Raw genomic sequence first — 26,669 nt, 5'->3', positions numbered from 1 at the left:
TGACCTGATTCATGTGCTTAAATTGGATGGATTCAGTGGGAACATAAAAGTATCTTTGACTCCATTTGGGCGATTGTGTATTTTCGATACAAAAAAGTGTTCCACTTGGTCTATTACATTACATGGTGCAAACGTCGTCCCGTTGCGATTGTAATACGCCAAAATCTCCTCTTGATTATTCAAATTATTGATTATTAATGTTTTTTGCTCGGATGGCTTAACGCGTTCAATATCCACCCTCGCAAACACATCATCGGGCGTTGGGTCTAAACCTAATTTTTTACGTATGACTTGAGGTGTAATTATCAGATAGTCTATTTTGGTTTTGCGCATATACCGTGAATAAAAATCTTGATAACGCTCGTTGCGATAGTCATACACCTCTTCCGCGTCTTTTTTGGCCTTGCCAGCACTGCCACTGTCACACGCTGTGATGGTTGTGGCCAAACTCAGAACCAGCAGACAGTGTAAGGGGTTTTTCATGGTGAGATTCTATCTAAACAGTTTTTTTGGAGTCAGTATCAACATAAAATGCGGCCTGTAAGCTGAGCAAACTAATTCTCTTGTTTCAATCCCAATTTTTGTAAAATGTAATTCTGCAAACCAAATGATGGCACCAAATAACCAGCTTCATAGCTTCATAGCTTAATATGTCTTCGTTTTCTAATGATTCCAGATAGCGTAATATTTTGACAATGTCTATGCCTTTGGGAAGATTGAGTGCGTAAAACTGTTCAGAAAATTTTTCATGCACAAGGCCTTTTTCTGATAATTCATTTAGAATTGCACTGATTTGATGAGGCTTATTTTCATAAAATACAATTCTGATGGTGCTGTTATCGCTGTGACTTTTTACTTTTTTAAACAGCCTTTCATGTTGAATTAACTCAGTGAAAATAAGGTCACCAAGTGCAACCTCCTTGCTGTAAAACGGCATGTATTTGACCACAAACACATCGCCCTCAACACGCTCGCAGTCTATTTGCTCACAATTGACTGGCGGATAACCCTCTTCATCCACTTCCAATTCAAAATGCACTTTTTCCATTGCTTACCTCAGCATTTCAGCGTTATTTTCATCCATCGTTCTTAGAGTACTGGTTTCATCATAATCTAAGCAATTGTTCTGTCAACAGTAATCATAGCTAATCATGTTAGAGATACACTCATTCTTTTGCTCCGCGATGCTATGCCTAACAATGAAGAGAATCTTTTAATCTGTAGCAGCCAAATATCAAAAAGCGGCCTGTAAATCATTACAGGCCGCTTTAATTCACTTGCTGCGTTAATGTGGTTTAACCACCCAAATAAGCGCTCAAGATACGAGGGTCGTTCAGCAGCACATCGGCTTTGTCCGCCATGGTGATTTTGCCGCTTTCCATCACATAGCCGCGATTGGAAATTTGCAAAGCCAATTTCGCATTTTGTTCTACCAGCAAGATGGTCACGCCTTCTTTGTGTACGGTTTGAATGATGTCAAAGATTTGTTGCACGATGATCGGTGCCAAACCCATAGACGGCTCATCCAATAACAACAATTTCGGCTTGGACAAAATCGCGCGACCCATCGCCACCATTTGTTGTTCACCGCCTGACAAAGTACCGGCCAATTGTTTGGCACGTTCTTTCAAACGTGGGAACAGCGTCATCACGTATTCGATGTCGGCCTGTATTTGCGCCTTGTCTTTGCGGTAAAACGCGCCCATGTCCAAGTTTTCCACCACCGTCAGTTTGGGGAAAATACCGCGACCTTCGGGCACCATCACCAAACCTTGGCTGACAAATTTGTGCACCTCAGTTTTGCGAATGTCTTGGTCTTGGTATAACAAAGTGCCCGATTTCGGTTTCACCAAACCAGTAATAGTTTTTAAAGTCGTGGTTTTACCCGCGCCATTGGCACCGATTAAGGTCACCAATTCACCTTGTTCAATGTGCATGTTCAGGTCGGAGACCGCTTGAATGCCGCCGTAGTTGACATTCAAATTTTCAATTTTCAATAAACTCATTCGTGCGATGCTCCCAAATAGGCTTCAATCACGCGAGGATTGGTGCGTATTCCTTCTGGGAAATCCTCGGCGATTTTTTGACCGTAATCCAAAACCGCGATGCGGTCACACAATTCCATCATCAATTTTACGTCGTGCTCAATCAACAAGATGGTCACACCGTCGTCGCGGATTTTGCTCATCAAGTGTTTCAAGCCCTCGGTTTCCGATGGGTTCATGCCGGCTGCGGGTTCGTCCAAAGCCAATAACTTGGGCTCACACGCCAAAGCGCGGGCAATTTCCAAACGGCGTTGGTGGCCGTAAGACAAATTGCGTGCTTGCTCGTCGACCACATCACTGATGCCCACGTATTCCAGCAAGTCATAGGCTTTTTGCGCGATAGCGGCCTCTTCTTTTTTGACACGCGGTGTGCGCAAAATCGAACCGATGGCACCTGCATGGCTGCGGGTGTGGCGACCGATCATCACGTTTTCCAAGGCCGTCATCTCACCAAACAAACGGATGTTTTGGAAGGTACGCGCAATACCGGCTTTGACCACTTTATCCGGTTTCACTTGGAACAAATTGTGGCCAGCAAAGGTAAATTCACCTTCATCAGGTACGTACAGGCCGGTTAAAACGTTAAACAAGGTGGTTTTACCGGCGCCATTCGGGCCGATCAAACCGTACACTTCACCTTTATTGATGTGCAAACCCACATCGTTGAGCGCGGTCAAGCCGCCAAAACGCTTTACGATGCCTTTGATATTTAACAATGTTTCAGACATTTATGCCTCTCCTGTTGGTTTTGATGGCTGTACGTCTTTCAACAGCTTTTTCAGTCCAGATGCGCGGCGTTTGGCCGGCAAAATACCTTGTGGACGGGTTAACATCATCAAAATCAAAGCCACACCGAAGAACAACATGCGCACGTTTTCAGTTGGCAAATACACCTTACCAAACAGCGATTGTTGCACAGGCTCGGCAAATTCACGCAACACTTCAGGAATAAAGGTAATCAAGATGGCACCGACGATGACGCCGCGGATATTGCCCATACCGCCCAAAACCACCATACACAGAATCATCACCGACTCCATCAAGGTAAACGATTCTGGCGACACAAAACGTTGGTAAGAAGCAAACAAACCACCAGCAATACCACCGGACAAGGCGCCCAATGAGAAAGCCAATAATTTCATGTTGCGGATGTTAATGCCCATTGCTTGTGCGGCAATGTCGTCTTCACGCATCGCTTCCCAAGCGCGACCGATGCGCGAGTATTGCAAGCGGCTGCAGAACAACACAATCAAAGCGGCCAATATCAAGAACAAGTAGTAGTAAGCATAGGCTTTGGGGTAAGAATTGCCGAAAGCTTCAAAGCCTGAGCTCAATTTGTAATCACCAAACATGATTGGATCAATGCTGGAAATGCCTTGTGGGCCATTGGTGATGTTAATCGGTTGGCTCATGTTGTTCATGAAAATGCGGATGATTTCACCAAAGCCCAAAGTCACGATGGCCAAATAGTCACCCTTCAAGCGCAATACCGGTGTGCCCAATAACACGCCACACAAACCGGCCAGTAAGGCGCCAATCGGAATGGTGATGTACCAAGGCAGGTGCAAACCTTCGTTGCCCAATAAGGCACCCAAATGCGGTGAAGACAATAAGGCAAAGGTGTAAGCACCAACGGCATAGAAGGCCACATAACCCAAGTCGAGCAAGCCGGCGAAACCCACCACCATGTTCAAACCCAAGGCCAACATCACATAAATCAACGCAAAGTTGAGCAAGTTTACCCACGAATTACCAAACATATTGCCGATGAAAAATGGCAACACAATCAGCACAGCAAACAGCACAATATTCAAGCCTATGTTTAAGGCGGGATTGTTTTTTTGCATCTGTATTCCCTCCTAATTAAGCACGATCGGCTTGTTTTTCGCCCAACAAACCGCTAGGACGGAAGACCAAAACCATAATCAACACGAAGAATGAGAAGATGTCTTGGTAGTTAGAACCCAAGAATCCGTTGGTAATGCTGGAAATCGTACCGGCAAAAAAGCTTTCGGCTATGCCCAAAACCAAACCACCAACCACCGCACCAGTCAAGTTACCAATACCGCCCAATACTGCTGCACAGAAGGCTTTCAGGCCGATCATAAAGCCTGTGGTGTAGTGAATTTGATCGTAGTTGGCCGCGTGCATCACGCCAGCGATGGCGCCCAAGCCCGAACCCAACATAAAGGTAATCGAAATCACCCAGTTCACATTCACACCCATCAAACGTGCCACATCCGGTTTTTGGCTGGTAGAACGCATGGCGCGACCCAATTTGGTTTTGTTAACCACGGCCAGCATGCTAAACATGATGGCGAAGCACAATACCACAATCAGAATTTGAATCTTGGTCACCACGGCGCCCATGATGGTAATCGGCGTGTGATCCAAAATCGCAGGGAATTTCACATAAGAAGTGCCCCAAATAATCACCGCCACTTGTTGCAACACGATGGACAAGCCAATGGCAGTAATCAATGGCGCCAAACGCGGGGCGCGGCGCAAAGGACGGTAGGCAACCAATTCCATGGTATAACCGATGGCCATACACACGGGGATGGTACAAATCATGGCCAGTAACACCAGAGCGAACCCAGGCAATTGTATGCCCATGCCGATGAAACCTGTGAGGATGCTGATGCAGATCATGCCACCGAACATCACCACTTCACCGTGCGCAAAGTTAATCAAACCCATAATGCCATACACCATGGTATAGCCTAGGGCAATCAAGCCGTATATCGAGCCTACCACCAGCCCGTTTAACAGCAATTGCATGAAAATTTCCGACGTCAAGATCTCGCTCCTTTGCCATGTGTCGTTTTTGTTTCGATTTTTATGGTTACTTTTCCACTTATGTCGCGGAAATAGCCTAGTCATGCGAAAAAATAGCACACTTCTTTGCCTAATTAAAATTAAATTAACCAAAAAATTGTTGCTGCATCGCAGAAAACCCATCAAACCCTTGATTTTGGCAGTAATATACAGGCTTATTGTAAATATACAAGTTATATCCAATTGTAATAGCTAAAAACAGAAGGCAGTGATATGCAGGTTTACTTGGTCGGTGGTGCGGTGCGAGATGGTTTGCTGGGCTTGTGTGTACAAGACCGCGATTGGGTGGTGGTGGGTGCCACCCCGGCACAGATGTTGGCTTTGGGCTACAGCCCAGTGGGCAAAGATTTTCCGGTGTTTTTGCATCCTCAAAGCCATGAAGAATATGCATTGGCGCGCACCGAGCGCAAAACCGCCGTCGGTTATCACGGCTTTCAATTCAATACCGATGCCTCAGTGACCTTAGAACAAGACTTGGCGCGCCGCGATTTGAGCATCAATGCCATGGCGCAAGACGCCGACGGCAATATTATCGACCCCTATGGCGGCCAAGCCGATTTACAGGCCGGCATCTTGCGCCACGTCAGTACGGCGTTTGCCGAAGACCCTGTGCGCATTTTGCGCGTGGCCCGCTTTGCTGCCCGCTACAATTATTGTGTTGCCGCTGAAACCTTGGCTTTAATGCAGCAAATGGTGTCTTCTGGCGAAGTCGATGCTTTGGTAGCGGAACGCGTGTGGCAAGAGCTGTCGCGTGCTCTGTCTGAGCCGCATCCGCAGCGCTTTTTTGAGGTATTGCAACAAGCCGGTGCCTTGGCGAAAATTCTGCCCGAATTGGCGGCTTTATATGAGCACACCTCGTATTGGTCGACAACCATGCAGGCTTTGATATTGGCTGCAAAACAACAGCGACCTGTAAGCCTGTCGTATGCTTTAATGTGTGTGCATGTGTCCACACCATTGACTGCCCTGCATCAACACCTGCGCGTGCCCAAAGACTGCGCCGATGCCGCTGATGTGTTACAGGCCGCCTACCCTGCGCTGTTACAAACTGAAGCCTTGAATGCCGAGACCGTGTTAACGGTGTTCCAGCGCTGTGATGTGTGGCGTCGCCCTGAGCGTTGGCAAGCGGCTTGGGAGGCAGCGCACATCATGACAACGGTGGCCGAACTGCCGCCACCGCAAGCGGCGTGGCAACAAGCATTATCAGCGTGTTTGGCCGTAGACGTTGCCGCCATTGCTGCCACATCGGCCGACAAAGCCACTATTCCCCTCAACATCCGCACTGCGCGCCTACAAGCCATCTCACTCAGTTTAGCGAGTACCGCCTTATGATGAACCAAGAATTGATCAGCTATATTCACCAAGAATTGCAACAACGCAAACAACACATTGTTGAAGACTATTTGCACCACCGCCAAGCGTCGATGTTTTTCCGCCGCTATGGCGCCGAGCTCGACCGCTGCTTGGGCATCTTATGGCAAGAAAGCTTTGTCAATCGGCGCATGTGTTTGCTCGCCACCGGTGGCTATGGTCGCCAAGAAATGTACCCGCAATCAGATTTGGACTTGGCCATCGTCAGCGCCGAAGAATTGAGCGCTGAGGACGAGCAAGACATTGCCCGTTTTGTGCAGGTATTGTGGGACATCGGTTTGGCACCTGCGGCCAAGATAGGCAGCACGGTGCAATTGTTACAGGCCGCTGCCGAAGACTTGACCAGCGATACCGCATTTCTAGAAGGCCGTTTTGTCTGTGGCAATCACAAATTGGCGCACGAATTCGTGGCGCAACTGAATTTACAACGCGATGTTGCCGGTTTCGTCGAAGGCAAATTGCTGGAACAAAGCCAACGCCATTACAAGGCGCGCGGAGCCGCCAGCCAATTGGAACCGAATATCAAGACTTGCCCTGGTGGCTTGCGCGATTTGCATACCATGTTGTGGTTGGCCAAGGCGCAAGGCTTGCGCCCACACTTCCCCACTTTGGTGCACGAAGGCATCCTCACCCGCGCCGAAGCGGGCTTATTGATGCACAGCCACAAGCAATTGGCACGCATGCGCATCGAATTGCATTTGGTGGCCGGCCGCGAAGAAGACCGCTTGATTTTTGATTTGCAGCGCCAAGTGGCTGAACGCTTGGGCTACCAAGACAATGAGTCCAGCATCAAAAGCGAACAGCTGATGAAGCAAATGTACCGCGCCACCAAAACGGTGAAACAGCTCAACGGCATTTTGTTGCCCATGCTCAAAGGACGGGTGTTTTCCAGTTTGCCGCGCAATGTTTATGAAATCGACGACAAGTATTACCAAGTCGGCAATGCCATCGCCGTGCTCAATGTGAAGCTGTTCAAGCAACAACCGCATGAAATCTTCAACATCGTGCGCGTGATGCAGTCACACAACGACATCAACCAAATCGCCCCACGCACGCTTAGGGCATGGTGGCAGGCGGCACAGAAAATCGGCCCAGATTTTTATGCCGACAGCGAAAACCGCAAGATGTTCATTTCCATGTTCCGTCGTGGCACTGGCTTAACGCACATTTTGCGCTTTTTCAATCTGTACGGCATGCTAGGCCGCTATATCCGCCCGTGGGCGAAAATCGTCGGCCTGTTGCAACACGATTTGTTCCATATTTATCCAGTGGACGACCACATCTTAATGGTGGTGCGCAATATGCGCCGTTTGGCAATAGAAGCGCACAGCCACGAATTGCCGTTTGCTTCCGGCCTGATGGCGAGTTTCCCCTACAAAACCGTGCTTTATTTGGCCGCGCTGTTCCACGACATCGCCAAAGGCCGTGGTGGTGACCATGCCGAATTGGGTGTGGCCGATGCGCGCAAATTTGCCAAAGACCATTTCCTCACCGATTACGAAACCGATTTGCTGTGCTGGTTGGTCAACGACCACTTAATCATGTCCACCACCTCGCAAAAAGAAGACATTTCCGACCCCGAAGTGGTAAACCGCTTTTGCGCCCATGTCAAAACCCGCGACCGCTTAATCGCCTTGTATTTGCTCACCGTGGCCGATGTGCGTGGCACCAATCCTAAGATTTGGAACGACTGGAAAGCCGGCTTATTGGAAAACCTGTTCCAAGCCTCGCTGCGCACGCTGTCGGGTTTGGGCAGCAATCAGCGCATTACCGTCAGCCGCCGCCAACAAGCCGCCATCACCTTATTGGATGACATGGGTTATAACGAGCGCCAACAGCGCAGCCTGTGGAACATCTTGGGCCCATCTTATTGGGTACGACACGAAAAACAAGACATCTTGTGGCATGTGAGCAAGTTGATAGGCCGTGAAAACGAGCCGCAAGCGCAAATCCAAATCGACACCGAATTAAAATCGCTGAAGGTGATGGTGTTTATGCCGAATGCGCCGAAGTTGTTTGCGCAGCTGTGCGCCATTTTCAGCCAACACCAATTGGACATTGCTGCTGCGCGCGCTTATGTCACCGGCCATCAGTTTATTTTGGACACTTTTCACCTATTGTTGCCCGAAGGCAGCGAAGTGGACGAATATCCTGAGATTGCAGCAATGTTGCAAGCGACTTTGGGGCATTTTATCCTTGGACAATTCATCCCCATTCCAGCGCCACGCAAGGCCTCACGCCGCATCCGCCACTCGCATGTGGCGCCGCGCATCACCTTGTTTGAAGAAGATGTGATTAAAGAAAGCGATGTGTACGTGCTCAACATCGTCACCGCCAACCGCCGCGGTCTGCTCGCCAACATCGCCAAAATTTTGTCCGACATGGACATCAGCATGATACACGCGCATGTGATGACGCTGGACGAACGCGTAGAAGACACGTTCCTGCTCAAATCCGGCAAACTGGCCGACACCAAAACCCAATTGCAATTGAAACAAGCCTTGGAAGACATTTTGGCGGCATCTTAAGCTTTACAGGCCGCTTATAAGGGATATAAGCGGCCTGTAAACATTCATTTTCGGGTAGTGAGTTGACAGTCATCGACGACAAAATCATCTATCTAACAGCTCATTCATATAGATATCAGGATGTAGTCGGTTCTCATTAAAGCTCAAGCTTTCTGCTTCAGCGGTATGCCCTATCAAATCCGCTGACCCATCACTCACAAAGAGATTCTGTTTTAGCAGCATATTTGTTTTGAATGCATGCAATTTAATTCGATTGATTTTCTTAGCTAAATCATCGAATTGATTGATTTTGAACGCTTTAAAAGCCAATGTTCTGGTAATGTCTTTGCTTTATCTATTTTGGTGGCTGCCAGTTCCAGCAAACAAGTTTCAATAATATATGTAATGCCAGCCAGATTAGCCCTATAAAAGCCATAGACTTCAATACAATCCCTATAAATGATTTAAATCAAATATTAGAAACATTTACAGGCCGCTTGTATCAGAACAAGCGGCCTGTAAATGTATTTTTTCATTGATATACCAACCATCACGCGTAATACGCCAATTGCCTTAAACCTGTATCGCTGTCACTGCACAATCGATACACCACAGTGTTTTTCATGTTCATCGCGGTTTGGAATTGGCGGAATTTGGTTTTGCTGGCGACATCGGTCACGGCAAAACCCATCAGCTTCCACGCCAATAAGCCTATCCAAATGCCGTGGGTGAACAACATGCTGTGATTGGGCAAGCTCGGCGCGAGCTGTAAGAACGCATCGACGCGGGCATCAAACTGCGTAAAACTGTCGGCCAAAGGCCCATCTTGGTAGTCACAAGCGGCCTGTAACCAATATTCTTTCGCCAAACGCCGCCGCTCTTCCACGCTGACGTGGGCAATGCGGTCAAAATCCAATGGGCACATTTCATTCAAACACGGCAAAACTTGCGCGGACAATTGCCAACGCTCACACATCGCTTGCGCCGTTTGTTGGGTGCGGCGCATTTCTGAGGTGTACACAGCGGTGGTGTGTTGCCCATCCAAGCGTTGTAACAGGGTTTGCGCTTGCTCTTGCCCGCGTGCGGTCAATTCAATCAACTTGTCCAGCACCGCCGCGCCACCGACATTGGCCGTGCTTTCACCATACCGTATCAGATACAAAGTCTGTAACATGTCTGCTCCTGTGGGTAATCGTGACCGCAATGATGCATAAATGATGGATGAGTCCGCGCTTACTGATGCACATCGCGCAACAATATAGGCTGCCTGTAAAGCCATGCCAGAGCCAATTAGGCTTATTTTTTGTCTTTTAACATGTCCATCATGCTGGACAAGCGGCTTTTGCCTTCGGCCTTAGACACGATGGGCGCGCTGTCTTTGCGGCCAAGGATTTCGATGTCTTCTTGCGGCATTTCATCGATGAAGCGGCTCGGCGTCATAAACTGCCATTGCCCCATTTTCTTGCGTTTCACACAATGGGTTAAGGTCAGGTTTTGCTTGGCGCGGGTAATACCGACATACATCAGCCGCCGCTCCTCGTCCAAATTGCCTTCTTCAACGCTGTCGCCATGCGGAAACACACCCTCTTCACAGCCGATTAAATACACATACGGAAATTCCAAGCCTTTGGACGCATGCAACGTCATCATATTGACCGCATCGACTTCTTCTTGCTCCTTACCTTCAAGCAAGGTAATCAAGGCGATGGTTTGGCCGATTTCCAAGATGTTTTTGCCGTCTTTTTCGCCTTTATTGGCAATCCAACGCTGCAAATCCATGACGTTGCGCCACTTGATTTCGCCCGATTTGCCCTCTTCATGCAACAATAAGTGTGCTTCAAACTTGATGCTGTCCAGCAAAGCATTGAGAAACTCGCCGGCAGGCTTACAGGCCGCATCGCTTTGCCATTGCGCCACTTGCAACATAAACACCTGCAAATCTTGCTTGGCCTTGGTCGCCAGCGTTGATAAAGCACCAGTGTCTTGCGCCGCTTGATAGAGGCTGAGATTGTGATCGCGCGCAAATTCATTCAAGCGGTTCAACGTGGACTCGCCTATGCCGCGCTTGGGCGTGGTGATGGCGCGGATAAAGGCGGGATCATCGTCGGGATTGTTGAGCACACGGATGTAAGCCAACACATCTTTGATTTCAGCGCGGTCGAAAAAGCTTTGCCCGCCCGACATTTTGTAGGGTATGCGCGCGCTACGAAGCGCTTCTTCCAACCATTTGGCTTGGTGGTTGCCGCGGTACAAAATGGCGAAATCGGATAATTTGATTTTGGGATGGCTGTTTTTGGCGAACAAAATGCGGTTGGCAACGGTATCGGCCTCGTGTTCTTCGTTTTTGCACGCCAATACCTGCACCACATCGCCCAAACCGTATTCGCTCCACAGTTTTTTTTCAAACAATTTCGGATTGTGGCTGATGACTTGGTTGGCAATGCGCAAGATGCGCGCGCTAGAGCGATAATTTTGCTCCAGTTTAATCACTTCCAGATTCGGGTAGTCTTGCTGCAGTAAGCGCAGATTTTCCATATTGGCGCCGCGCCATGCGTAAATGCTTTGGTCGTCGTCGCCAACGGCGGTGAACTTGCCATCAGCCCCTATCAGCAATTTCATCAACGCATATTGGCATTCATTGGTGTCTTGGCACTCGTCGACTAACAAATAGCGCAAACGCATTTGCCATTTGTAGCGGATTTCGGCATTTTGCTGCAATAACAGCGTCGGCAAGCGAATCAAATCATCAAAATCCACCGCTTGGTAAGCGAGCAAAGTGTCTTGGTAAGAAGCGTAAACCAAGGCCATTTGCTTCTCCCACTCATTTTCCGCACCATCCAAGGCTTGCTCGGGACTGAGCAAGGCATTTTTCCACAGCGAAATGCGTTGCTGCGCCCGAAACAGCGCGTCTTTGCCACTGCTGCCGATGATTTCATGCAGGATTTTACCGCTGTCGCCGGCATCGAAAATGGAAAACTTCTTTTTCAGGCCGACTTCATTCGCTTCTTCCCGCAACATGCGCATGCCCAATGAGTGAAACGTCGACACATTCAGCAACTTGCATTGCTGCGCAGACAACAAGCCTGCAATGCGCTCTTGCATTTCTTTGGCGGCTTTATTGGTAAAGGTGATGGCAGCGATTTGCTGCGGCGGATAACCGGCTTTATTGACCAAATAGGCGATTTTTTCGGTGATGACACGGGTTTTGCCACTGCCAGCGCCGGCCAAGACCAGTAAAGGCCCATCCAAATATTCGATGGCTTGTTTTTGTTGGCGATTGAGTAACATGGCGGCGCGGCTGAGTAAAACAGCATTTTACCACTTTTCATGCCTGTGCTGGCTTTGCAATACGCTGCTGCCCTATTGTGATGTCACAGGCCGCAGCTATCGGTATCACTGTTTCATTGCAAGTCTGATTTGTACTGAAATAGGCGTTTGTGGCATTGAAAAGCGGCCTGTAAACACAGTTTTTTAAAAGCCACTGAGAATAGTGCAGTTTATATTGAGCATCTTCTGCTTCAGCTGTATTCATTGTTTTAATGCCCTTCTATCTGCGCCTCCTTTTCTGTTGGCTTTCTTGAATGTTTTACAGTCATTAATTGATGCACTTATTTTGCTATGCTGTTAATTTGCTTATTTTAAGGCTATGAAATTTTTAACAGCATAAATGCGTTATGTTAATTAACGATACAATAATATATGGTTTATTTGTTTCTTTAATCTAGGGCTAACTGTTCGCCTTCGCTGTGCTTGTGCTACCTTGTCCTTGTATTCACATCCCGACTCTTTAAATCACACAGGAGAATTCTCCATGACGTTTAAGCTGGCACTGGCACAGTTTTCACCCTGCACTCACTTACACACAGCGCTGGAACAAAACTTACAAACGCATTTGCGACTTATGCAAGCGGCCCATGCACAAGGTGTCAGTCTGTTGGTATTTCCGGAGTTGTCTTTAAGCGGCTATGAGTTGGCTGAGGCGGTGCGTTTGGCTGTGACACCCACCCACCCTGTACTCAAGCACATACAAACGCTGGTCGATGCCTGCCATATCAGTGTGATAGTCGGTGCGCCCTTATTCAATGAAGCAGCACCAGAAAAACCTTACATTGCCAGTTTTTTGCTGCGCCATCACCTGCCAGCGCAGGTGTATTGCAAAATGCATTTGCATGCTGGGGAAGACAGGTTTGTGAGCGTGGGCAGCGAAACCTTGCTATTTGAACTACAAGGACGGCGCATAGGCATGGCCATCTGCGCAGATGCCTTGTATGACAGCCATGCACAGCATTATGCTGATTTACAGGCCGATGTGTATGTGGCTTCGGTATTGATTACCGAATCAGGCTATGCTTCGGATTGTGCTCAATTGCAGCACTGTGCGTGCCAGCATGGCATGCTGGTGGCCATGGCCAATTACAGTGGTTTCAGTGGTGGCTATATGGCCACCGGTAAGAGCTGTGTTTTCTCGCCAACAGGCGCGTTTTTGGGCGTGGCGGCCACGACGACTGAAATGAAAGCGCATGGGCTTACATGGCAATTGTTGATGCTGGAACACTCGCAAGGCCAGTGGCAAAGCTCGGTTTATCCCGCCTTGTTGCCAGAGCCAAGCAATGGCCATAATCAACAAACACGCTTTTGAAAAACCGTATGGGTTATTTTCAGCACAAGACAGTCCCATAAAAAAAACGCTGCCTCAGCAGCGTTGATTTTCTTCAAACTAGCAACTAACTTAGTTGGTTTCTTGCAATTGCGCCAACACTTGGTCTTTGACCACGTTCACGTCTTGGGTACCGTCAACTTTTACGTAAGCAGGTAAGCCTGTTTCCACGCTTTGTTTGCCATAATAGTCCACCAAGACTTCGGTTTGCTCATGGTACACATTCAAGCGTTTTTGTACGGTTTCGGCTTGGTCGTCATCTCGTTGAATCAAATCTTCGCCGGTTTCGTCGTCTTTGCCTTCGACTTTAGGTGGGTTGTAAACCACGTGGTAAGTGCGGCCTGAAGACATGTGCACACGGCGACCAGACATGCGTTCTATAATCACCGCATCAGGTACGTCGATTTCAACCACGTAGTCCAATACCACGCCAGCTTCTTTCATCGCTTCGGCTTGGGCCAAAGTGCGTGGGAAACCGTCAAACAAGAAACCATTGGCACAATCGGCTTCTTGAATGCGTTCTTTCACCAAACCAATGATGATGTCGTCACGCACCAAACCACCTGCATCCATGATTTTTTTCGCTTCTATGCCCAAAGTCGTGCCGGCTTTGACAGCGGCACGCAACATATCACCCGTAGAAATTTGTGGAATATTGAAGGCTTCTTTAATGAATTGTGCTTGAGTACCCTTACCTGCACCCGGTGCGCCCAATAACAATACTTTCATGTATCTTCCTTTTCGGTTTTTTAGAGTGGCTCAAACGAGCCCAGTCAAATTAAAAGCGTCCTGTAAACCCACAAGACGCTTAAGTTAAAGCTATGCTTGGAAGTGCGCCTGCATGCGCTGCAAGTCTTCCAATGTGTCTACACCCGCAACCGGTATGTTGTCCGTCACCACCACACCGATGGCATGGCCGTGCCACAAAATCCGCAGCTGTTCCAATTTTTCAATCTGTTCCAAAGGCGAGGCCTGCATTTGGTGGTAAGTCGCCAAAAATTGGGCGCGATAGCCATAAATGCCAATGTGACGCAACACCGGTGGCAATTTGTCATCGGCTCCTTGCAACACCACCGCCATGTCGTCGCGTGGAAACGGAATCGGCGCGCGGCTGAAATACAGCGCTTCTTGGCGTTTGTTCAACACCACCTTCACCACATTCGGATTGTTAAAATCTTGGGCTGAGCGCACAAAATGGGCGGCGGTCGCCACAGGCACAGGATTCTGATGCAGATAGAGCGCGACTTGCTGAATCAATTTCGGGTCTATCATCGGCTCGTCGCCTTGCACATTGACGATGATGGCTTCCGGTGCCAAGCCCAGCAAGTTCGCTGCTTCAGCCAAACGTTCAGTACCGTTGTCATGATCGGCACGCGTCATCACCGCTTCCACGCCATATTGCGCGCAAACATCAATGATTTCTTGGCTGTCGGTCGCCACGACTACGCGCTCAGCGCCGGTTTGCTTCGCCCGTTCGGCCACACGCACCACCATCGCCCGCCCGCCCAAATCGGCCAAAGGCTTGTTCGGCAAACGGCTTGATTGCAAACGTGCGGGAATCAATACCACAAATGGAACGCTCATGTTTACGCCTCAGCGACGGTTGAGCGGGCTTCGGTGACCAACATATAAGGAATGCCATCTTTTACAGGAAAAGCCAATTTATCGGCCGTGCAAACCAGTTCATGCGCTGCAGCGTCCCAATCCAAACGGCCTTTGCACAAAGGGCAAACCAAAATATCCAATTGAGCTTGATTCATGTTGTGTTTCCTTAATTATTCTTTTGCGGCGCGAGTTGTAAAGTTTGCTCTACCCACTCGGCCAAATCAGGCATGATTGTAGCATCAATAGGCAAAACCCACACCGGTAAAGGCAATAAACCTTGCCATTTCACCGCATCTTTTTCGGTGGTAATGATACCCTCTATGCCAGAAGGCAGACTTTGCCAATCAAGCAAAGCATGGTCGGGCAAGCTGAGTAAATCCACATAATTGACTTGCGCTTGCTGCAAAGACTGCACAAATTGTTCAGGCCGACCTATGCCGCACACCGCCAGCAAGCGTTTGCCTTGCCATGTCTGTTGCGTGTTCCAACCATAGACCGTCCCAACTTGAATATCGGCCTGAAACAGCGCCACCGATGGGGATAAATCCAGTTGCAGTCGCAAGCTGTGTTCGGCTTGAAGTGTTTGAGTGCGACTGATGATGACCGCGTTCACACTGTTCAAACGACTCATCGGTTCACGCAGCGGCCCATTTGGTAACACATCCAAGCGCTTACCCACATCTTCACTGGGAAACACCACCAATTCCAATTGCCGCGTTAACGCATAATGTTGTAAACCATCATCGGCAATGATGACATCCAATTCATGTTGTGCCAACAAGCTCAAAGCGGCCTGTAAGCGTTTCGATGCTACCACCATCGGGGCAAGGGTTTTTTTGACCAAAAGCAAAGGCTCGTCACCGACTTGACTGGCCAAACTCTCTGGCGTGACGGTCAAAGTGTCATCATTATCGCGCCCATAGCCGCGACTGATTAAGCCAACTTTGATACCGCGTTGCTGCAAAGACTGGGTTAACGACACCACCATCGGCGTTTTACCCACACCACCAACATGCACATTGCCCATCACAATGATGGGAACGGCCAGCGGTGCGGGTAAATGTTGTAAGACCAGTCTCCGGCGGCGTTGTACCAACATTTTAAACAGCCATGACAGCGGTTTTAACACCACCGTCAAATACCAACGCGGCTCGCGCCAATGGCGCTCTATCAAATGCGGCATGCTTCCAATTTCAATGATGACGATGCCGCACTGTAAAACAAATCACAAATCACCACAATGGCAGCGTCAGCTTAGCGACTTGGGCTATAATCGCGGCCTGTAAAAGAATATTGCTTACCACCATGTCGGATAATCTGTTTAACCCACCGCCTTTAGCGGTCTCACAACTGAATGCCTTAGCGCGCCAATTATTGGAACAAAACCTCGCCAATTTGTGGGTGTCCGGTGAAATCTCCAATTTAACCCGCGCCAGCAGTGGTCATTATTACTTCTCGCTCAAAGACAGCAAGGCCCAAGTGCGCTGCGCCTTGTTCAAAAGCCATGCCGAGCGCTTGAGTACGCCCTTACGCGAAGGCGACCAAGTCGAGCTCACCGGCAAAATCACCTTATACGAAGCACGCGGTGAATTTCAAATCAGCGTCAACCAATTGCGTTTGGCCGGCATGGGTTCTTTGTTTGAAGCTTATGAACGCCTGAAAGCGCAATTGTCGGCCGAAGGTGTGTTCGATGCCGAGCGCAAACAAGCCTTGCCAGCTCACCCCCAAACCGTGGGCATTGTCACCAGTACCGCGACCGCGGCCTTGCGCGACATCGTCACCACCTTAAAGCGGCGCATGAGCTCCTTGAAAATCATCGTCTACCCAACCGCGGTACAAGGCAAAGGCAGCGAGTTCCAAATCGCCAAAGCCATCAATACTGCCAATGCGCGCAATGAAGTCGACGTACTGTTGGTATGCCGCGGCGGTGGCAGCATCGAAGACTTATGGGCATTTAATGAAGAAGTGGTGGTGCGCGCCATAGCGGCCTGTAACATCCCTGTTATCGCTGGCGTCGGCCATGAAACCGATGTTACCTTAAGCGACTTTGTTGCCGATGTGCGTGCACCCACGCCAACGGGCGCCGCAGAACTGGTCAGCCCCGATGTGCGCGTGTTACGACAACGCCTACACAGTTTACAGGCCGCCTCCTTATTGGCCTTGCAACGCCGTTACCAAGATTTAAGCCAACGCATCGATTGGTATGCCCGCCAATTGAAGCACCCAAGCGAACAAATCAAAGCACAGCGTTTACAAGTATCGCAACAGCAACAACAGATCTGTTACAGTTTTCAAAATTACTTGCGCGGCCAGCAACAAAAACTGCTGTGGCAACAAGCGCAATTACACGCTGCCTCACCCAATATCAAATACTTACAACAGCATTTGTTGCAAACTCAAAAAGTGTTACAGAATTCATGGTCGGCGTTGCAGCAACAACAAACACAGCGTTTGTACAAACAACAAGCCTTGCTCGAAGCGCTGTCGCCACAACACGTATTGCAACGCGGCTTTAGCGTGGTTAAAAACCACCGCGGCCAAGTGGTGAGTTCGGCCAATGATTTGCGCTTTGGACAGCACATCAATATCATCTTTCATGACAGCGAAGCGGCAGCGCAAATCACGCTTGGCAGCGCCCAACAAGACTTATTTGATTAAGTTTGCATAATCGGCTTTACAAGCGCGTATGCCTTTCATATAATGGCGCTCCTCATCGATGCGGATGTGGCGAAATTGGTAGACGCACTGGATTTAGGTTCCAGCGCCGCAAGGCGTGAGAGTTCGAGTCTCTCCATCCGCACCAAACTACAAGAAATGGCACCCTTTCAAAAGGTGCCATTTTTTACAAAATCCTTATAAATCAACTACTTTCACAGTGTCACAAGTTTAACTTGGTTCAGGTTACAAAATTCTAGTTTGTTTTGATTTGCTCTCTTTTGGGCTATAGTTGCAACAAGATTGCAACCAACATTGCAACCAGATTTTTTACCTGTTTTGGATATTTGGCGGTAGGAGATTTCTCAATGGCAACTTTTACAAAAAAAGCTAACGGTAAGTGGCTGGTTCAAGTTCGACACAAAGCACAAAATGGCAAACCCGAAATAAATAAAGCATCGACCTTTGACAGAAAGGCCGACGCCCAGGCATGGGCAAGTAAAATAGAAACTGACTGGCAACTCATGCGAGCAGGATTAACGCCCAAGTTACCGTTCTCAGAAGTAATAGAACGCTATCTAAATGAAGTGACACCAACAAAAGGTGGGCAAAAGTCCGAAACATTACGTTTAAAACGAATTCTTAAAACCCCGTTGGCAACTGTATTGTTAAATGAACTATCGGATATTCAACTCCGACAGTGGGTAGATAAAAGATTAACCGAAGTAAGTAATGATGCAGTTATTCGTGAATGGTCAACAATTTCCCATGTTTTAACAGTGACTGTTAAAGAATGGAGACTCTTACCGGAGAATTATATGTTACGCATGAAAAAACCACAGAAATCAAAACCCAGAACCCGACGCGTTACAGAAGAAGAAATTGAAAAAATTTGCTTGTGCTCTGGCTATTCAAAAGACAATGCGCCATTAAAACAAACTCAGCGTGTTGGTGCCGCCTTTTGCTTTGCTATTGAAACAGCAATGAGACAAGGCGAAATTGCAGGATTACTTAAAAAGAATGTATTCCTAGATGAAAATTATGTGCATTTGGAAACCACCAAAAATGGAGAATCCAGAAATGTACCATTATCTCCTGAAGCAAAAATTATTTTAAAACAGGTAATGAGTGCACATAATGGCTTAACGGCATTTCAAGTACCAGCAGCTTCAATGGATGCTCAATTTAGAAAAATAAAAAAATTGGCAATGATTGAGGATTTGCACTTCCATGATACCCGTCGGGAGGCTATTACAAGACTATGCAAGCTATACGAGCCCATGGAGTTAGCCAAAATATCTGGCCATAAAGATTTACGCGTGCTTTTGAATACATATTATGCACCTTCTGCTCCAGAGCTTGCGGAAAAGATGCATGCGAATTCAGTCTAAAGTAAATTGATTATCAAGAGTACCCAAGTGGGTACTCTTCTGCTAAGTATTTTTAACCGCCTTTTTGATTGGGCACTGTTCTTTTAACCTTCGTTTAATTTGTGTTCGTAAACACGCGAATCGCAAGCAAATCAATATGGCGGTAATCCCTTCTGCTATCACCAACCATAAATAGATTTGAGGGTCATATTTCAACATACAATAAACTCGACCTAAAGCATAGGTACCGAACGTGGCATGAAAGAACAAATGAGCCACATCTCGCTTACAATTCAAACAAAACTGTTCTTTGGCTACTGCGCAAGACGAAAACACAAACATCACAGCCAACGAAATGATTTGGATTAAATAGAGCATTTTAGTCTCCTCCCAATTTCTTGCTCAAAATGCGTTTAATCACATCTGGAACAATATCTGGCAGTGCCATAATGATTTTATTGAGCGCGGCAAAGAATGATTCATTCAGACGCAGCGAGATAAACGGCCATGCAATCGCCGAAAACACGGCCACAAAGAGATATGCTTCTCGTGGTAGACCCAAGGCCATCCCAAAGAACGGTGGCAAGCTACCGGCTATAGAGGCGGTCACAACAATGGTTGATACGCTGTTCCAGCGTGTGACCCGACCATGGACGCCGACCAGGCAAAATCCAAGGAAGCAACCAGCAATAAAACACTCTGCTGGCAAGGCACCGGCCAATGTCCCCAAACCAGCGCCCAACCATGCGGCCAAATAGCCCCACAATGCGGTTTCATTCATCGCAGCTCCTTGGCCAATTTGATGTGATAGCCTTTTACCGCGTATCCAGTGCCGTTGTATCCTCTGGCGAATGCACGACAATTTTCAGGATTGCTGTTCAATTGCAAAAATGCGGCCTGTAAATTGGCAACTTTGAGAATGTAATCACGGAGCATTTGATAGTGTGCAAGTTCGGAGTTGCGTGCTGCCCACAGCATGTCTATGGGGTGTGAATACCCGCACTCTTGGTACCACATCCCCATAACCTGAAATTTACCGATTGATACGGATTTCAGTGCTGCCAAAGGCTCCTTGCAGACAGCAAGAGACAATTTTTCCCAACTGTCATTGATTCCGTTTTGATTCGCGTCCATCGTGTAATCCCCTGCAACAGGATTTGAAAACCACGACTTCACCTTATTGGCCGTTTTTTTGACGAATTGCCAGTATTTATGGCGTTCATACAATATTGCCGGCAAGCCTGATGCAAACCAGCCACCGTATTGACCACTTTCAACCACTGAAACAGCTTTAATACGATAGGTGTTCGCATCACCAAGCTCTCGCGCAATGGTGTTCAATTCTTCATAGCTGATTGCGCGGGCATTCTTATTTACAAACACGTTGATGAACGCATTTCGAGTTAGCGTACCGCCCACCCCATCTATTTTAAGAACAGGCAAAGCGCCATGGATATTAAGCCACTTTTGAATCCAAGCAATGTCAGTATCTCCGTTTTTGACATTGGCCAATTCTTCGGCTGTTAAAACAATCGTTGTCATAAATCTACCTACATAAAATTCATGGATTTCATTGTAGGTAGTGAACGACTATGGTCTTTCCAGTGTTCCCTTGTTACTTCGCCGTTGAAGTAGGCGCAGTTGCACCTTGAGCGTTATGGTAGTGGGTTGAGCCCACATTGACACCTTTATTGCTCATGTCGCCGTCTGGTACATTCAAATCACCTTGTTTTACATCTAGGCCGCCTCGCACTTCAGGAGCAGCTCCGGATTCTGTTGAAGCACCACCATTGAGGTTGGTCTGTGCTTGCATCTGATTGATACCTGTAGAAGTCATTTCATCATGGTCAAGCGTGATTTTGGGTGCTCTTAAGAGGATATGAGCATCAGCAATCAATTCGATATTGGTTTGACGTATTCGTCGAATATCCACCAAATTGCCGGTTTTTGGATTTCGGTAGCCCACAATCACCGGTGTGCGGCTGTCTCCGTCAATTAACCAATCGATGTAAACTTTGTCACCAACACGAATCAGAATTTCAGTATCACTGTGCAAATGGCCAACGGGATACATGATTTCCGCTTCTGGCAATGTGTCAGCTCCATCTGTCATGCCTGGTATTTCGATACGTGCGCGATGGCTGGATGCCGTATATGATTTAACTACCGCTGCAATATAGGCCATTATTGTTTTACCCCCAACCAAAATACTGAACAACTGTTTTCACCGGTGCCTGAGCCATTAGGCTGTCTGAAAGCATGTGCTGCTGTAATAATCACAAACTTGGTTTCACCGGATTGGATAATTGCACCCGAGTGAATTTCCGGTGCATACCGGCTTGGAATTGATTTTGCATTCAAAATAACATCAGTCATTGAATTCAATTCGGCCTGTGACTTATCAGGCCTGTAAACCACATTACGTGCTTTATCAAAATTGCCCTTGATGAAAGAGCCGTCCGGTGCCGTGCTGACATACGAAGGCACTTCATGGCGCTCTAACAGGCCGCTTTTTTTGGTGTTATCAGCTAGAATCAAATCACCCAAGCCCATTGTTGGCTCTTGATTAAACAAATCATAAATTCTGGTGAATTCCAGCGCATTGGTGTCAGGCATCCAGCGAACAACACCACCGTGCTCCTGGCAAATCTCCTGAATCTGTACACTTGGAAACTCACCTTTGAAGCAGTAAAACTTATCAATCACAAAGTCTTTGTTGATTTGACTCTTGCCACCACAGGCCTGATATACAGTAGATAGATTGGTTTGCTCCAAGAATATGCCTTTTTCAGCCACATGGCTCATTGCAAACGTATCACTGTGCAATGCAATGATATTGCGAACCTGAACGTAGTTTCCTTGATATACGGTGCTTATGTCGTCTTTTACATGCTTAATTTTGACCGGTGTTAAATTCCGGCCAACCTTAATCTCCTTATCCTCGAGCAGAAATTCCGCTATATTTTCATCGATGCGGATTGTGGCTTCAAATGTAAAAGGAATTGGGGTCAATGAATTGCGAAGCACGGCAGACTGAATCATTGCACCATCGATTGTTTCACCGTTTTCAAGTTGGATAATCATGGATTCCAATCCCCAATATCGGCATTCCAATTACCATTAGGATTGTCAGTATCTTCATCAGTAAACCCGAATAATGTTGACTTCTGCACCGGTGTTATTTGCATACCTACTGTATCAATCAAAGCTTCAGTTCCACCTTGAATGAATGGCTTCATAAAGCTGATAGAAAAATTCCAAGAAAAAATGCAGATATTTGAACGTTCGACAGGCAAGTCAATGCTCATAGCCTCAGGTTCAAAGCCATCATCAAACATTCCATAGGTTTGAAAATCATGGCCATCGTAGTGCCATTGAATTGGCCACCGGTGATTGTCATATCGATTGAAGTACATGCTGACATAATCCATCATTGCCATGGCTGATTCATGCTCATGGGCAACAAATACAATTTGTACATCGTATTCACGATGAGGCAGCTTCACATCATAATGGCCGCTATCGTTGGCCAACTGCATGACTTCATTCACCACGTAAGGCTGACCACGGCTTTCGGGTGCTGGCCGGTCATTCTTACCGAAAGCGATGAACATAACCGGCAACTCAGCATCAATCGCCTGATTATTCGCATTTGAGCCAGTCCAAAAGCTTTCTAGCATTTTGGTCACATCATCAACCATGCGACTTGGAACTGCTCTTAGGCGCTTTGTATATTCACGGGCTTTAAATCGACTCAGTTGCTGAGTGATAGGCTGAATTTCTTCCATGCCTTTAAGCAAGTGCTCAATGAATGCGATTTTAACTTGCCGCATTCGGCCAACATTGTTTTCTGCCATGAAAAAACCCACTGTAAGTATCAGTGGGTATTATGAATATTATTATTATGAATTTATCTTATGTTCCCCTCTACTAAAATAATAGAATTTTTCATAAAATGAAATATATTTTGTGGTACAATTTTTCAAAATAATTAATCAACTTATACCAAATGTAATAATTTCCTTTATATTTCAATATTATTACTATGGAACAATATTATGGTTTATGAAAAAGAATTTATCCATATTGCTAGATTACTTTCACAGAGAAAATATGATGATGCTGCATTAATATCTAAAAAAATATTATCAAAGATAATTAAAGAGCGCTCTGAATTTGCAAGCGAAGCTAAATCAATCATTAACTTAATGAATGAAGCATACTTGTTGAGAGCTAAAAATTTTGAGGAAGCTCCAGTTCCAGTTGATTTGGATAGTAGATTGGAGTTATTACGAAAAGAGCTTAAACCCTCAATAAATGAAAATATTATCTGGCCCCAAAATGTACAGAACGAATTAAATTCTACAATTAATGAACGTGAAAAATCATTAGAATTAATTGAAAACGGACTTTCACCAACTAAATCACTTTTGTTTACCGGATTACCTGGTGTCGGAAAGACCATGGCAGCCAAGTGGTTAGCTCATAAATTGAATAGACCTTTGTTAACTCTAGATTTATCAGCTGTAATGAGTAGCTATCTTGGAAGGACTGGTAATAATATAAGAGTCGTTTTAGATTATGCTCGTAATTTTCCATGTGTCTTGCTCTTAGATGAATTTGATGCCATTGCTAAACGTAGAGATGATTCAGGTGAAATAGGTGAATTAAAAAGATTGGTGACGGTTCTATTACAAGAGATAGATAGTTGGCCAACTGATGGCTTGCTAATATCAGCAACAAACCACCCTGAGCTATTAGACCCAGCTGTATGGCGTCGATTTGATAGAGTTATCGACTTTCCATGTCCAAATCAATTAGAAATAATACAACTAATTACAAAATTACTTGATAAAGAATTATCAAGTGAAAATGAAAAATTAATTGATTTGTTGGCCATTTGTTATGATGGAAAATCATTTTCCGAAGTGACAAGATTAATCAATATTTTAAGAAAAAATGCATTAATCAACAAATGTAATATACAAGACTTGATAGCTAAAGAAATAGAACAAACGATTTCAGGTTTATCTCGCGAAGAACGAATATTTGTAACATACAAACTTATTGATATGGGATATTCTGAACGCAAAGCATGTGAAATTACAGGAGTAGTAAGAGGGACTTTTAGAAATCAAAAAAAATAATAAAATATATACTTCAAATAGATAAATAAAGGGATACGAAATGGCTCGAGAAAATAATTTTTTGATAGGTAACGGTGAGATTTTGACTTCGGGAGTCAAAATTAATAGTGGTGGTGATGGAAAAAAACCTCCTTACTCATTATCAGAAGCTTCTAATAGGTTGTCTAGTAATTTAATAAAAGCTAAAAATTTTTTTGAATCACTTCCAGGAGATGCAAAACCTAAGAATCAGGTTGTTGCTAAGTTAACGTTACATCCAAGATATATTTCAAAATCTGATTATCCAATCGAAATGTTGAACTCTTTAAATCTTAGAGCCATTGGAAGTAAAACTGAAAAGATTACTCCTTTAAAATGGGGAGTTACAAAGCATCCAGATAGCGCGAACACTGAATCATATTTTATCGCAGGTGAAGAAAAAAACTTCTCTCACTGGTTTAATCTGCTTCATGAAGGAAATATTTCCAATGCAATGGAAAAAGGTATTGTAACCATTGAAAATTTATCTACTTTGGCTGGTAAAGAAAAATTTAAAGGTGAGTTAAATGAAAATCTTCATCACTTTGAAGTTGTATTACATAATGATGACGACATAGATATTACAGAATTATTTATTGAATATGTTGAAAAGTCAGGCGGAGAAATTAATACTAGTAAAATTAGAAAAATTGATGGGCTAACGTTCTTACCAGTTTCGGTATCTAATAGCTTAATTATTAACAAAATCTCTGATTTTTCCTTTGTAAGAGTTGCAAGAGGCATGCCTAGTTTGCGACCATTTACCCCAATAACTCGAAACCACTCAATAAGTAAATCTAATATCATTCTTCCCTCAACAAATGAAATTGATTCATCCATAAAAACGGTAATATTTGATGGAGGAATTCCGTTTCCAAAAGAACTTGAAAAATGGGTAAATTATATAGAACCATCTGGAATAGGTAACCCAACGCAAGAATATTTAAATCATGGCTTGGCTGTTACAGGTGCATACTTATTTGGTTCTATCAATTCAAGCTCTTTACTTCCAACTCCTATTTCTCATCTTGACCATGTCAGAGTATTAGATGAAAAAAGTGGTTTGTATGATTTTGAAATAATTGATGTATTAGATAGAATTAAAAATCATTTGGATGAAAATTACTATGATTTTGTAAATATTAGCTTAGGACCAGATTTGCCAATTGATGACGACGAGGTTACTTTATGGACAGCTTCTATTGATAAAATTTTTTCACAAGGAAATTCAGTTGCTACAGTAGCCATTGGCAACAATGGAGAGCGTGATGCAATGTCAGGTTTAAATAGAATACAAGTACCAGCCGATGCAGTTAATGTAATTTCTGTAGGTGCATGTACTTCGACAGGTGAACATTGGGAACGGGCAAGCTACAGTGCATTTGGACCTGGCCGATGCCCTGGTAGAACAAAGCCAGACTTTGTTACTTTTGGAGGGTCTGATGACAACCCATTTAAAATACTTGAAAAAGATGTCACAGGTTTCAAAACAGCTGATAATCAAGGTACCAGTTTTGCTTCCCCACTAGCGCTCAGAACCATAGCAGCACTAAGAGCCACACTCGGTCAAGATGTTAGCCATCTCTCATTAAGGGCATTAATGATTCAACATGCCGAACAGCTCAATTTTCCATTGAAAGAAGTTGGCTGGGGAAGAGCTATTTTAGACCCACTTCAATTAATTACATCTGAAGATAATGAGTTTACAGTTTTGTATCAAGGTGAATTATTAGTAAGTCAACATCTTAGAGTCCCTGTGCCAATTAACAATGTAAATTTACAAGGTAAAATTGATATAAAAGCTACTTTAGCTATTTCGCCTGATGTGGATATTGAGTTTCCTGGTTCATATACAAGACATGGAGTCGAAGTTATTTTTAGGCCTAATAGAACTAAATATAGATTCACTGATGGGAAACAATCTCAACAACCAGTTAGTGAGACATTCTTTACAAACTCAGTAATGTTTAAAAGCCCAGAGTATATTAACAGAGATGAGGGTAATAAGTGGGAACCTATAATAAAACATGTTCAAACTTTCGATGCTTCTAAATTATCTAGCCCAGTATTTGATGTATATTATCATTATAGAGAAAATGCACAAAAAGCTAGAATACAAAAGCCTATACCTTATTCATTAGTAATAACTGTAAAAGCATATGATATTAATGATTTATATAACCAAGTAATTCGTAGCTATGCTTCAATCCTAACACAATTCAAGCCACAAAACCGAATACAGTTAAAAAGTTAATTACTAAGATTATACAAACAAAAGCCCTTGAGTATTTAAACTTTGGGGCTTTTAAAATCAATTTCTTCGCAATTAATATTAAGGAGGCTGTAATTAGGAAACTCGCCCAAAAATTGGTAGTGGAAATTGCAAAATTTTATTCATCATTAATACCCAACCCATAAGAACAGAATTGCTTCATTCGCGTAGGAAGGTTCTATAT

General features: G+C 45.4%; 24 protein-coding genes, 1 tRNA gene and 1 pseudogene. 8 read left to right on the top strand and 18 right to left on the bottom strand.

Features of this window, described 5'->3' with window-relative positions; genetic code table 11:
• Positions 1-9: 9 nt before the first annotated feature.
• The 6 genes from BN3003_RS12055 to BN3003_RS12030 form a co-directional block, all read right to left on the bottom strand.
• On the bottom strand, positions 10-483 hold the full coding sequence (locus BN3003_RS12055; RefSeq protein ID WP_058356922.1) for a hypothetical protein: 474 nt from the start codon (positions 481-483) through the stop codon (positions 10-12).
• Positions 484-568: 85 nt separating this feature from the next.
• Positions 569-1,048: a DUF4265 domain-containing protein gene (locus tag BN3003_RS12050; protein WP_058356921.1), complete on the bottom strand. Its 480-nt coding sequence runs from the start codon at positions 1,046-1,048 to the stop codon at positions 569-571.
• A 247-nt stretch (positions 1,049-1,295) separates the two neighbouring features.
• Entirely contained in the window at positions 1,296-2,006 is a 711-nt protein-coding gene (locus BN3003_RS12045; RefSeq protein WP_058356920.1) for an ABC transporter ATP-binding protein, read from the bottom strand.
• Positions 2,003-2,773 carry an ABC transporter ATP-binding protein gene (locus BN3003_RS12040; protein ID WP_058356919.1) on the bottom strand — a complete coding sequence of 257 codons (771 nt, stop codon included), beginning with the start codon at positions 2,771-2,773 and terminating at the stop codon, positions 2,003-2,005. The genes BN3003_RS12045 and BN3003_RS12040 overlap by 4 nt, the downstream gene beginning before the upstream one ends.
• Positions 2,774-3,892, bottom strand: coding sequence for an ABC transporter permease subunit (locus BN3003_RS12035; protein ID WP_058356918.1), 1,119 nt, complete (start codon positions 3,890-3,892; stop codon positions 2,774-2,776).
• A gap of 16 nt (positions 3,893-3,908) precedes the next feature.
• Positions 3,909-4,826, bottom strand: a complete 918-nt coding sequence (locus BN3003_RS12030; RefSeq protein ID WP_058356917.1) for a branched-chain amino acid ABC transporter permease — start codon at positions 4,824-4,826, stop codon at positions 3,909-3,911.
• A 270-nt stretch (positions 4,827-5,096) separates the two neighbouring features.
• Here BN3003_RS12030 and cca point away from each other — a divergent pair.
• Positions 5,097-5,729: pseudogene (cca, locus tag BN3003_RS19345) on the top strand (multifunctional CCA addition/repair protein); the annotation flags it as partial.
• Between the two features lie 485 nt (positions 5,730-6,214).
• Entirely contained in the window at positions 6,215-8,782 is a 2,568-nt protein-coding gene (gene glnD, locus BN3003_RS12020) for a [protein-PII] uridylyltransferase (protein WP_058356915.1), read from the top strand.
• Positions 8,783-9,311: 529 nt separating this feature from the next.
• On the opposite strand, the gene BN3003_RS12010 is transcribed toward glnD, so the two are convergent.
• The 3 genes from BN3003_RS12010 to BN3003_RS12000 form a co-directional block, all read right to left on the bottom strand.
• A complete protein-coding gene (locus tag BN3003_RS12010) occupies positions 9,312-9,935 on the bottom strand; it encodes a histidine phosphatase family protein (protein WP_058356913.1) in 624 nt (207 codons plus the stop codon).
• A gap of 122 nt (positions 9,936-10,057) precedes the next feature.
• On the bottom strand, positions 10,058-12,049 hold the full coding sequence (locus BN3003_RS12005; protein WP_058356912.1) for a UvrD-helicase domain-containing protein: 1,992 nt from the start codon (positions 12,047-12,049) through the stop codon (positions 10,058-10,060).
• 37 nt (positions 12,050-12,086) lie between these two features.
• The gene (locus tag BN3003_RS12000; protein ID WP_058356911.1) at positions 12,087-12,293 is read right to left on the bottom strand and encodes a hypothetical protein; all 207 of its coding nucleotides are present in this window, start codon (positions 12,291-12,293) and stop codon (positions 12,087-12,089) included.
• Positions 12,294-12,572: 279 nt separating this feature from the next.
• Here BN3003_RS12000 and BN3003_RS11995 point away from each other — a divergent pair, with 279 nt between their 5' ends.
• Complete coding sequence (locus tag BN3003_RS11995; RefSeq protein ID WP_058356910.1) at positions 12,573-13,400, top strand: carbon-nitrogen hydrolase family protein; 828 nt, start codon at positions 12,573-12,575, stop codon at positions 13,398-13,400.
• A gap of 90 nt (positions 13,401-13,490) precedes the next feature.
• On the opposite strand, the gene adk is transcribed toward BN3003_RS11995, so the two are convergent.
• The 4 genes from adk to lpxK all read right to left on the bottom strand — a co-directional run bounded on the left by adk (position 13,491) and on the right by lpxK (position 16,206).
• Entirely contained in the window at positions 13,491-14,147 is a 657-nt protein-coding gene (gene adk, locus BN3003_RS11990; protein WP_058356909.1) for an adenylate kinase, read from the bottom strand.
• 90 nt (positions 14,148-14,237) lie between these two features.
• Complete coding sequence (kdsB, locus tag BN3003_RS11985) at positions 14,238-15,002, bottom strand: 3-deoxy-manno-octulosonate cytidylyltransferase (RefSeq protein ID WP_058356908.1); 765 nt, start codon at positions 15,000-15,002, stop codon at positions 14,238-14,240.
• A gap of 2 nt (positions 15,003-15,004) precedes the next feature.
• Positions 15,005-15,178, bottom strand: coding sequence for a Trm112 family protein (locus BN3003_RS18465; protein ID WP_082625654.1), 174 nt, complete (start codon positions 15,176-15,178; stop codon positions 15,005-15,007).
• A gap of 11 nt (positions 15,179-15,189) precedes the next feature.
• Positions 15,190-16,206 carry a tetraacyldisaccharide 4'-kinase gene (gene lpxK, locus BN3003_RS11980; protein ID WP_058356907.1) on the bottom strand — a complete coding sequence of 339 codons (1,017 nt, stop codon included), beginning with the start codon at positions 16,204-16,206 and terminating at the stop codon, positions 15,190-15,192.
• Between the two features lie 122 nt (positions 16,207-16,328).
• Here lpxK and xseA point away from each other — a divergent pair, with 122 nt between their 5' ends.
• The 3 genes from xseA to BN3003_RS11965 all read left to right on the top strand — a co-directional run bounded on the left by xseA (position 16,329) and on the right by BN3003_RS11965 (position 19,069).
• Positions 16,329-17,681 carry an exodeoxyribonuclease VII large subunit gene (xseA, locus tag BN3003_RS11975; RefSeq protein ID WP_058356906.1) on the top strand — a complete coding sequence of 451 codons (1,353 nt, stop codon included), beginning with the start codon at positions 16,329-16,331 and terminating at the stop codon, positions 17,679-17,681.
• 60 nt (positions 17,682-17,741) lie between these two features.
• A tRNA-Leu gene (locus BN3003_RS11970) sits at positions 17,742-17,826 on the top strand.
• A 220-nt stretch (positions 17,827-18,046) separates the two neighbouring features.
• Complete coding sequence (locus BN3003_RS11965; protein WP_058356905.1) at positions 18,047-19,069, top strand: site-specific integrase; 1,023 nt, start codon at positions 18,047-18,049, stop codon at positions 19,067-19,069.
• Positions 19,070-19,427: 358 nt separating this feature from the next.
• Here BN3003_RS11965 and BN3003_RS11955 read toward each other — a convergent pair whose 3' ends face one another.
• The 5 genes from BN3003_RS11955 to BN3003_RS11935 form a co-directional block, all read right to left on the bottom strand.
• Complete coding sequence (locus BN3003_RS11955; RefSeq protein WP_058356903.1) at positions 19,428-19,829, bottom strand: hypothetical protein; 402 nt, start codon at positions 19,827-19,829, stop codon at positions 19,428-19,430.
• Positions 19,826-20,590 (bottom strand): N-acetylmuramidase domain-containing protein, encoded by a 765-nt coding sequence (locus BN3003_RS11950; RefSeq protein WP_058356902.1) that lies wholly within the window; start codon positions 20,588-20,590, stop codon positions 19,826-19,828. The genes BN3003_RS11955 and BN3003_RS11950 overlap by 4 nt, the downstream gene beginning before the upstream one ends.
• Positions 20,591-20,663: 73 nt before the next feature.
• A complete protein-coding gene (locus BN3003_RS11945; RefSeq protein WP_058356901.1) occupies positions 20,664-21,233 on the bottom strand; it encodes a hypothetical protein in 570 nt (189 codons plus the stop codon).
• Positions 21,233-22,132: a hypothetical protein gene (locus BN3003_RS11940; RefSeq protein ID WP_058356900.1), complete on the bottom strand. Its 900-nt coding sequence runs from the start codon at positions 22,130-22,132 to the stop codon at positions 21,233-21,235. The genes BN3003_RS11945 and BN3003_RS11940 overlap by 1 nt, the downstream gene beginning before the upstream one ends.
• Complete coding sequence (locus BN3003_RS11935) at positions 22,129-22,905, bottom strand: hypothetical protein (RefSeq protein ID WP_147645427.1); 777 nt, start codon at positions 22,903-22,905, stop codon at positions 22,129-22,131. The genes BN3003_RS11940 and BN3003_RS11935 overlap by 4 nt, the downstream gene beginning before the upstream one ends.
• A 201-nt stretch (positions 22,906-23,106) precedes the next feature.
• Between BN3003_RS11935 and BN3003_RS11930 the strand changes: the two genes are divergently transcribed.
• Complete coding sequence (locus BN3003_RS11930; RefSeq protein WP_058356898.1) at positions 23,107-24,195, top strand: AAA family ATPase; 1,089 nt, start codon at positions 23,107-23,109, stop codon at positions 24,193-24,195.
• A 40-nt stretch (positions 24,196-24,235) separates the two neighbouring features.
• Positions 24,236-26,467 (top strand): S8 family peptidase, encoded by a 2,232-nt coding sequence (locus BN3003_RS11925; protein WP_058356897.1) that lies wholly within the window; start codon positions 24,236-24,238, stop codon positions 26,465-26,467.
• The last annotated feature ends 202 nt before the right edge of the window (positions 26,468-26,669 follow it).

Source organism: Vitreoscilla massiliensis (assembly GCF_001457815.1).
GTDB classification, from domain to species: Bacteria; Pseudomonadota; Gammaproteobacteria; order Burkholderiales; family Neisseriaceae; genus Vitreoscilla; species Vitreoscilla massiliensis.
This window is presented reverse-complemented; position numbering and strand designations above follow the sequence as displayed.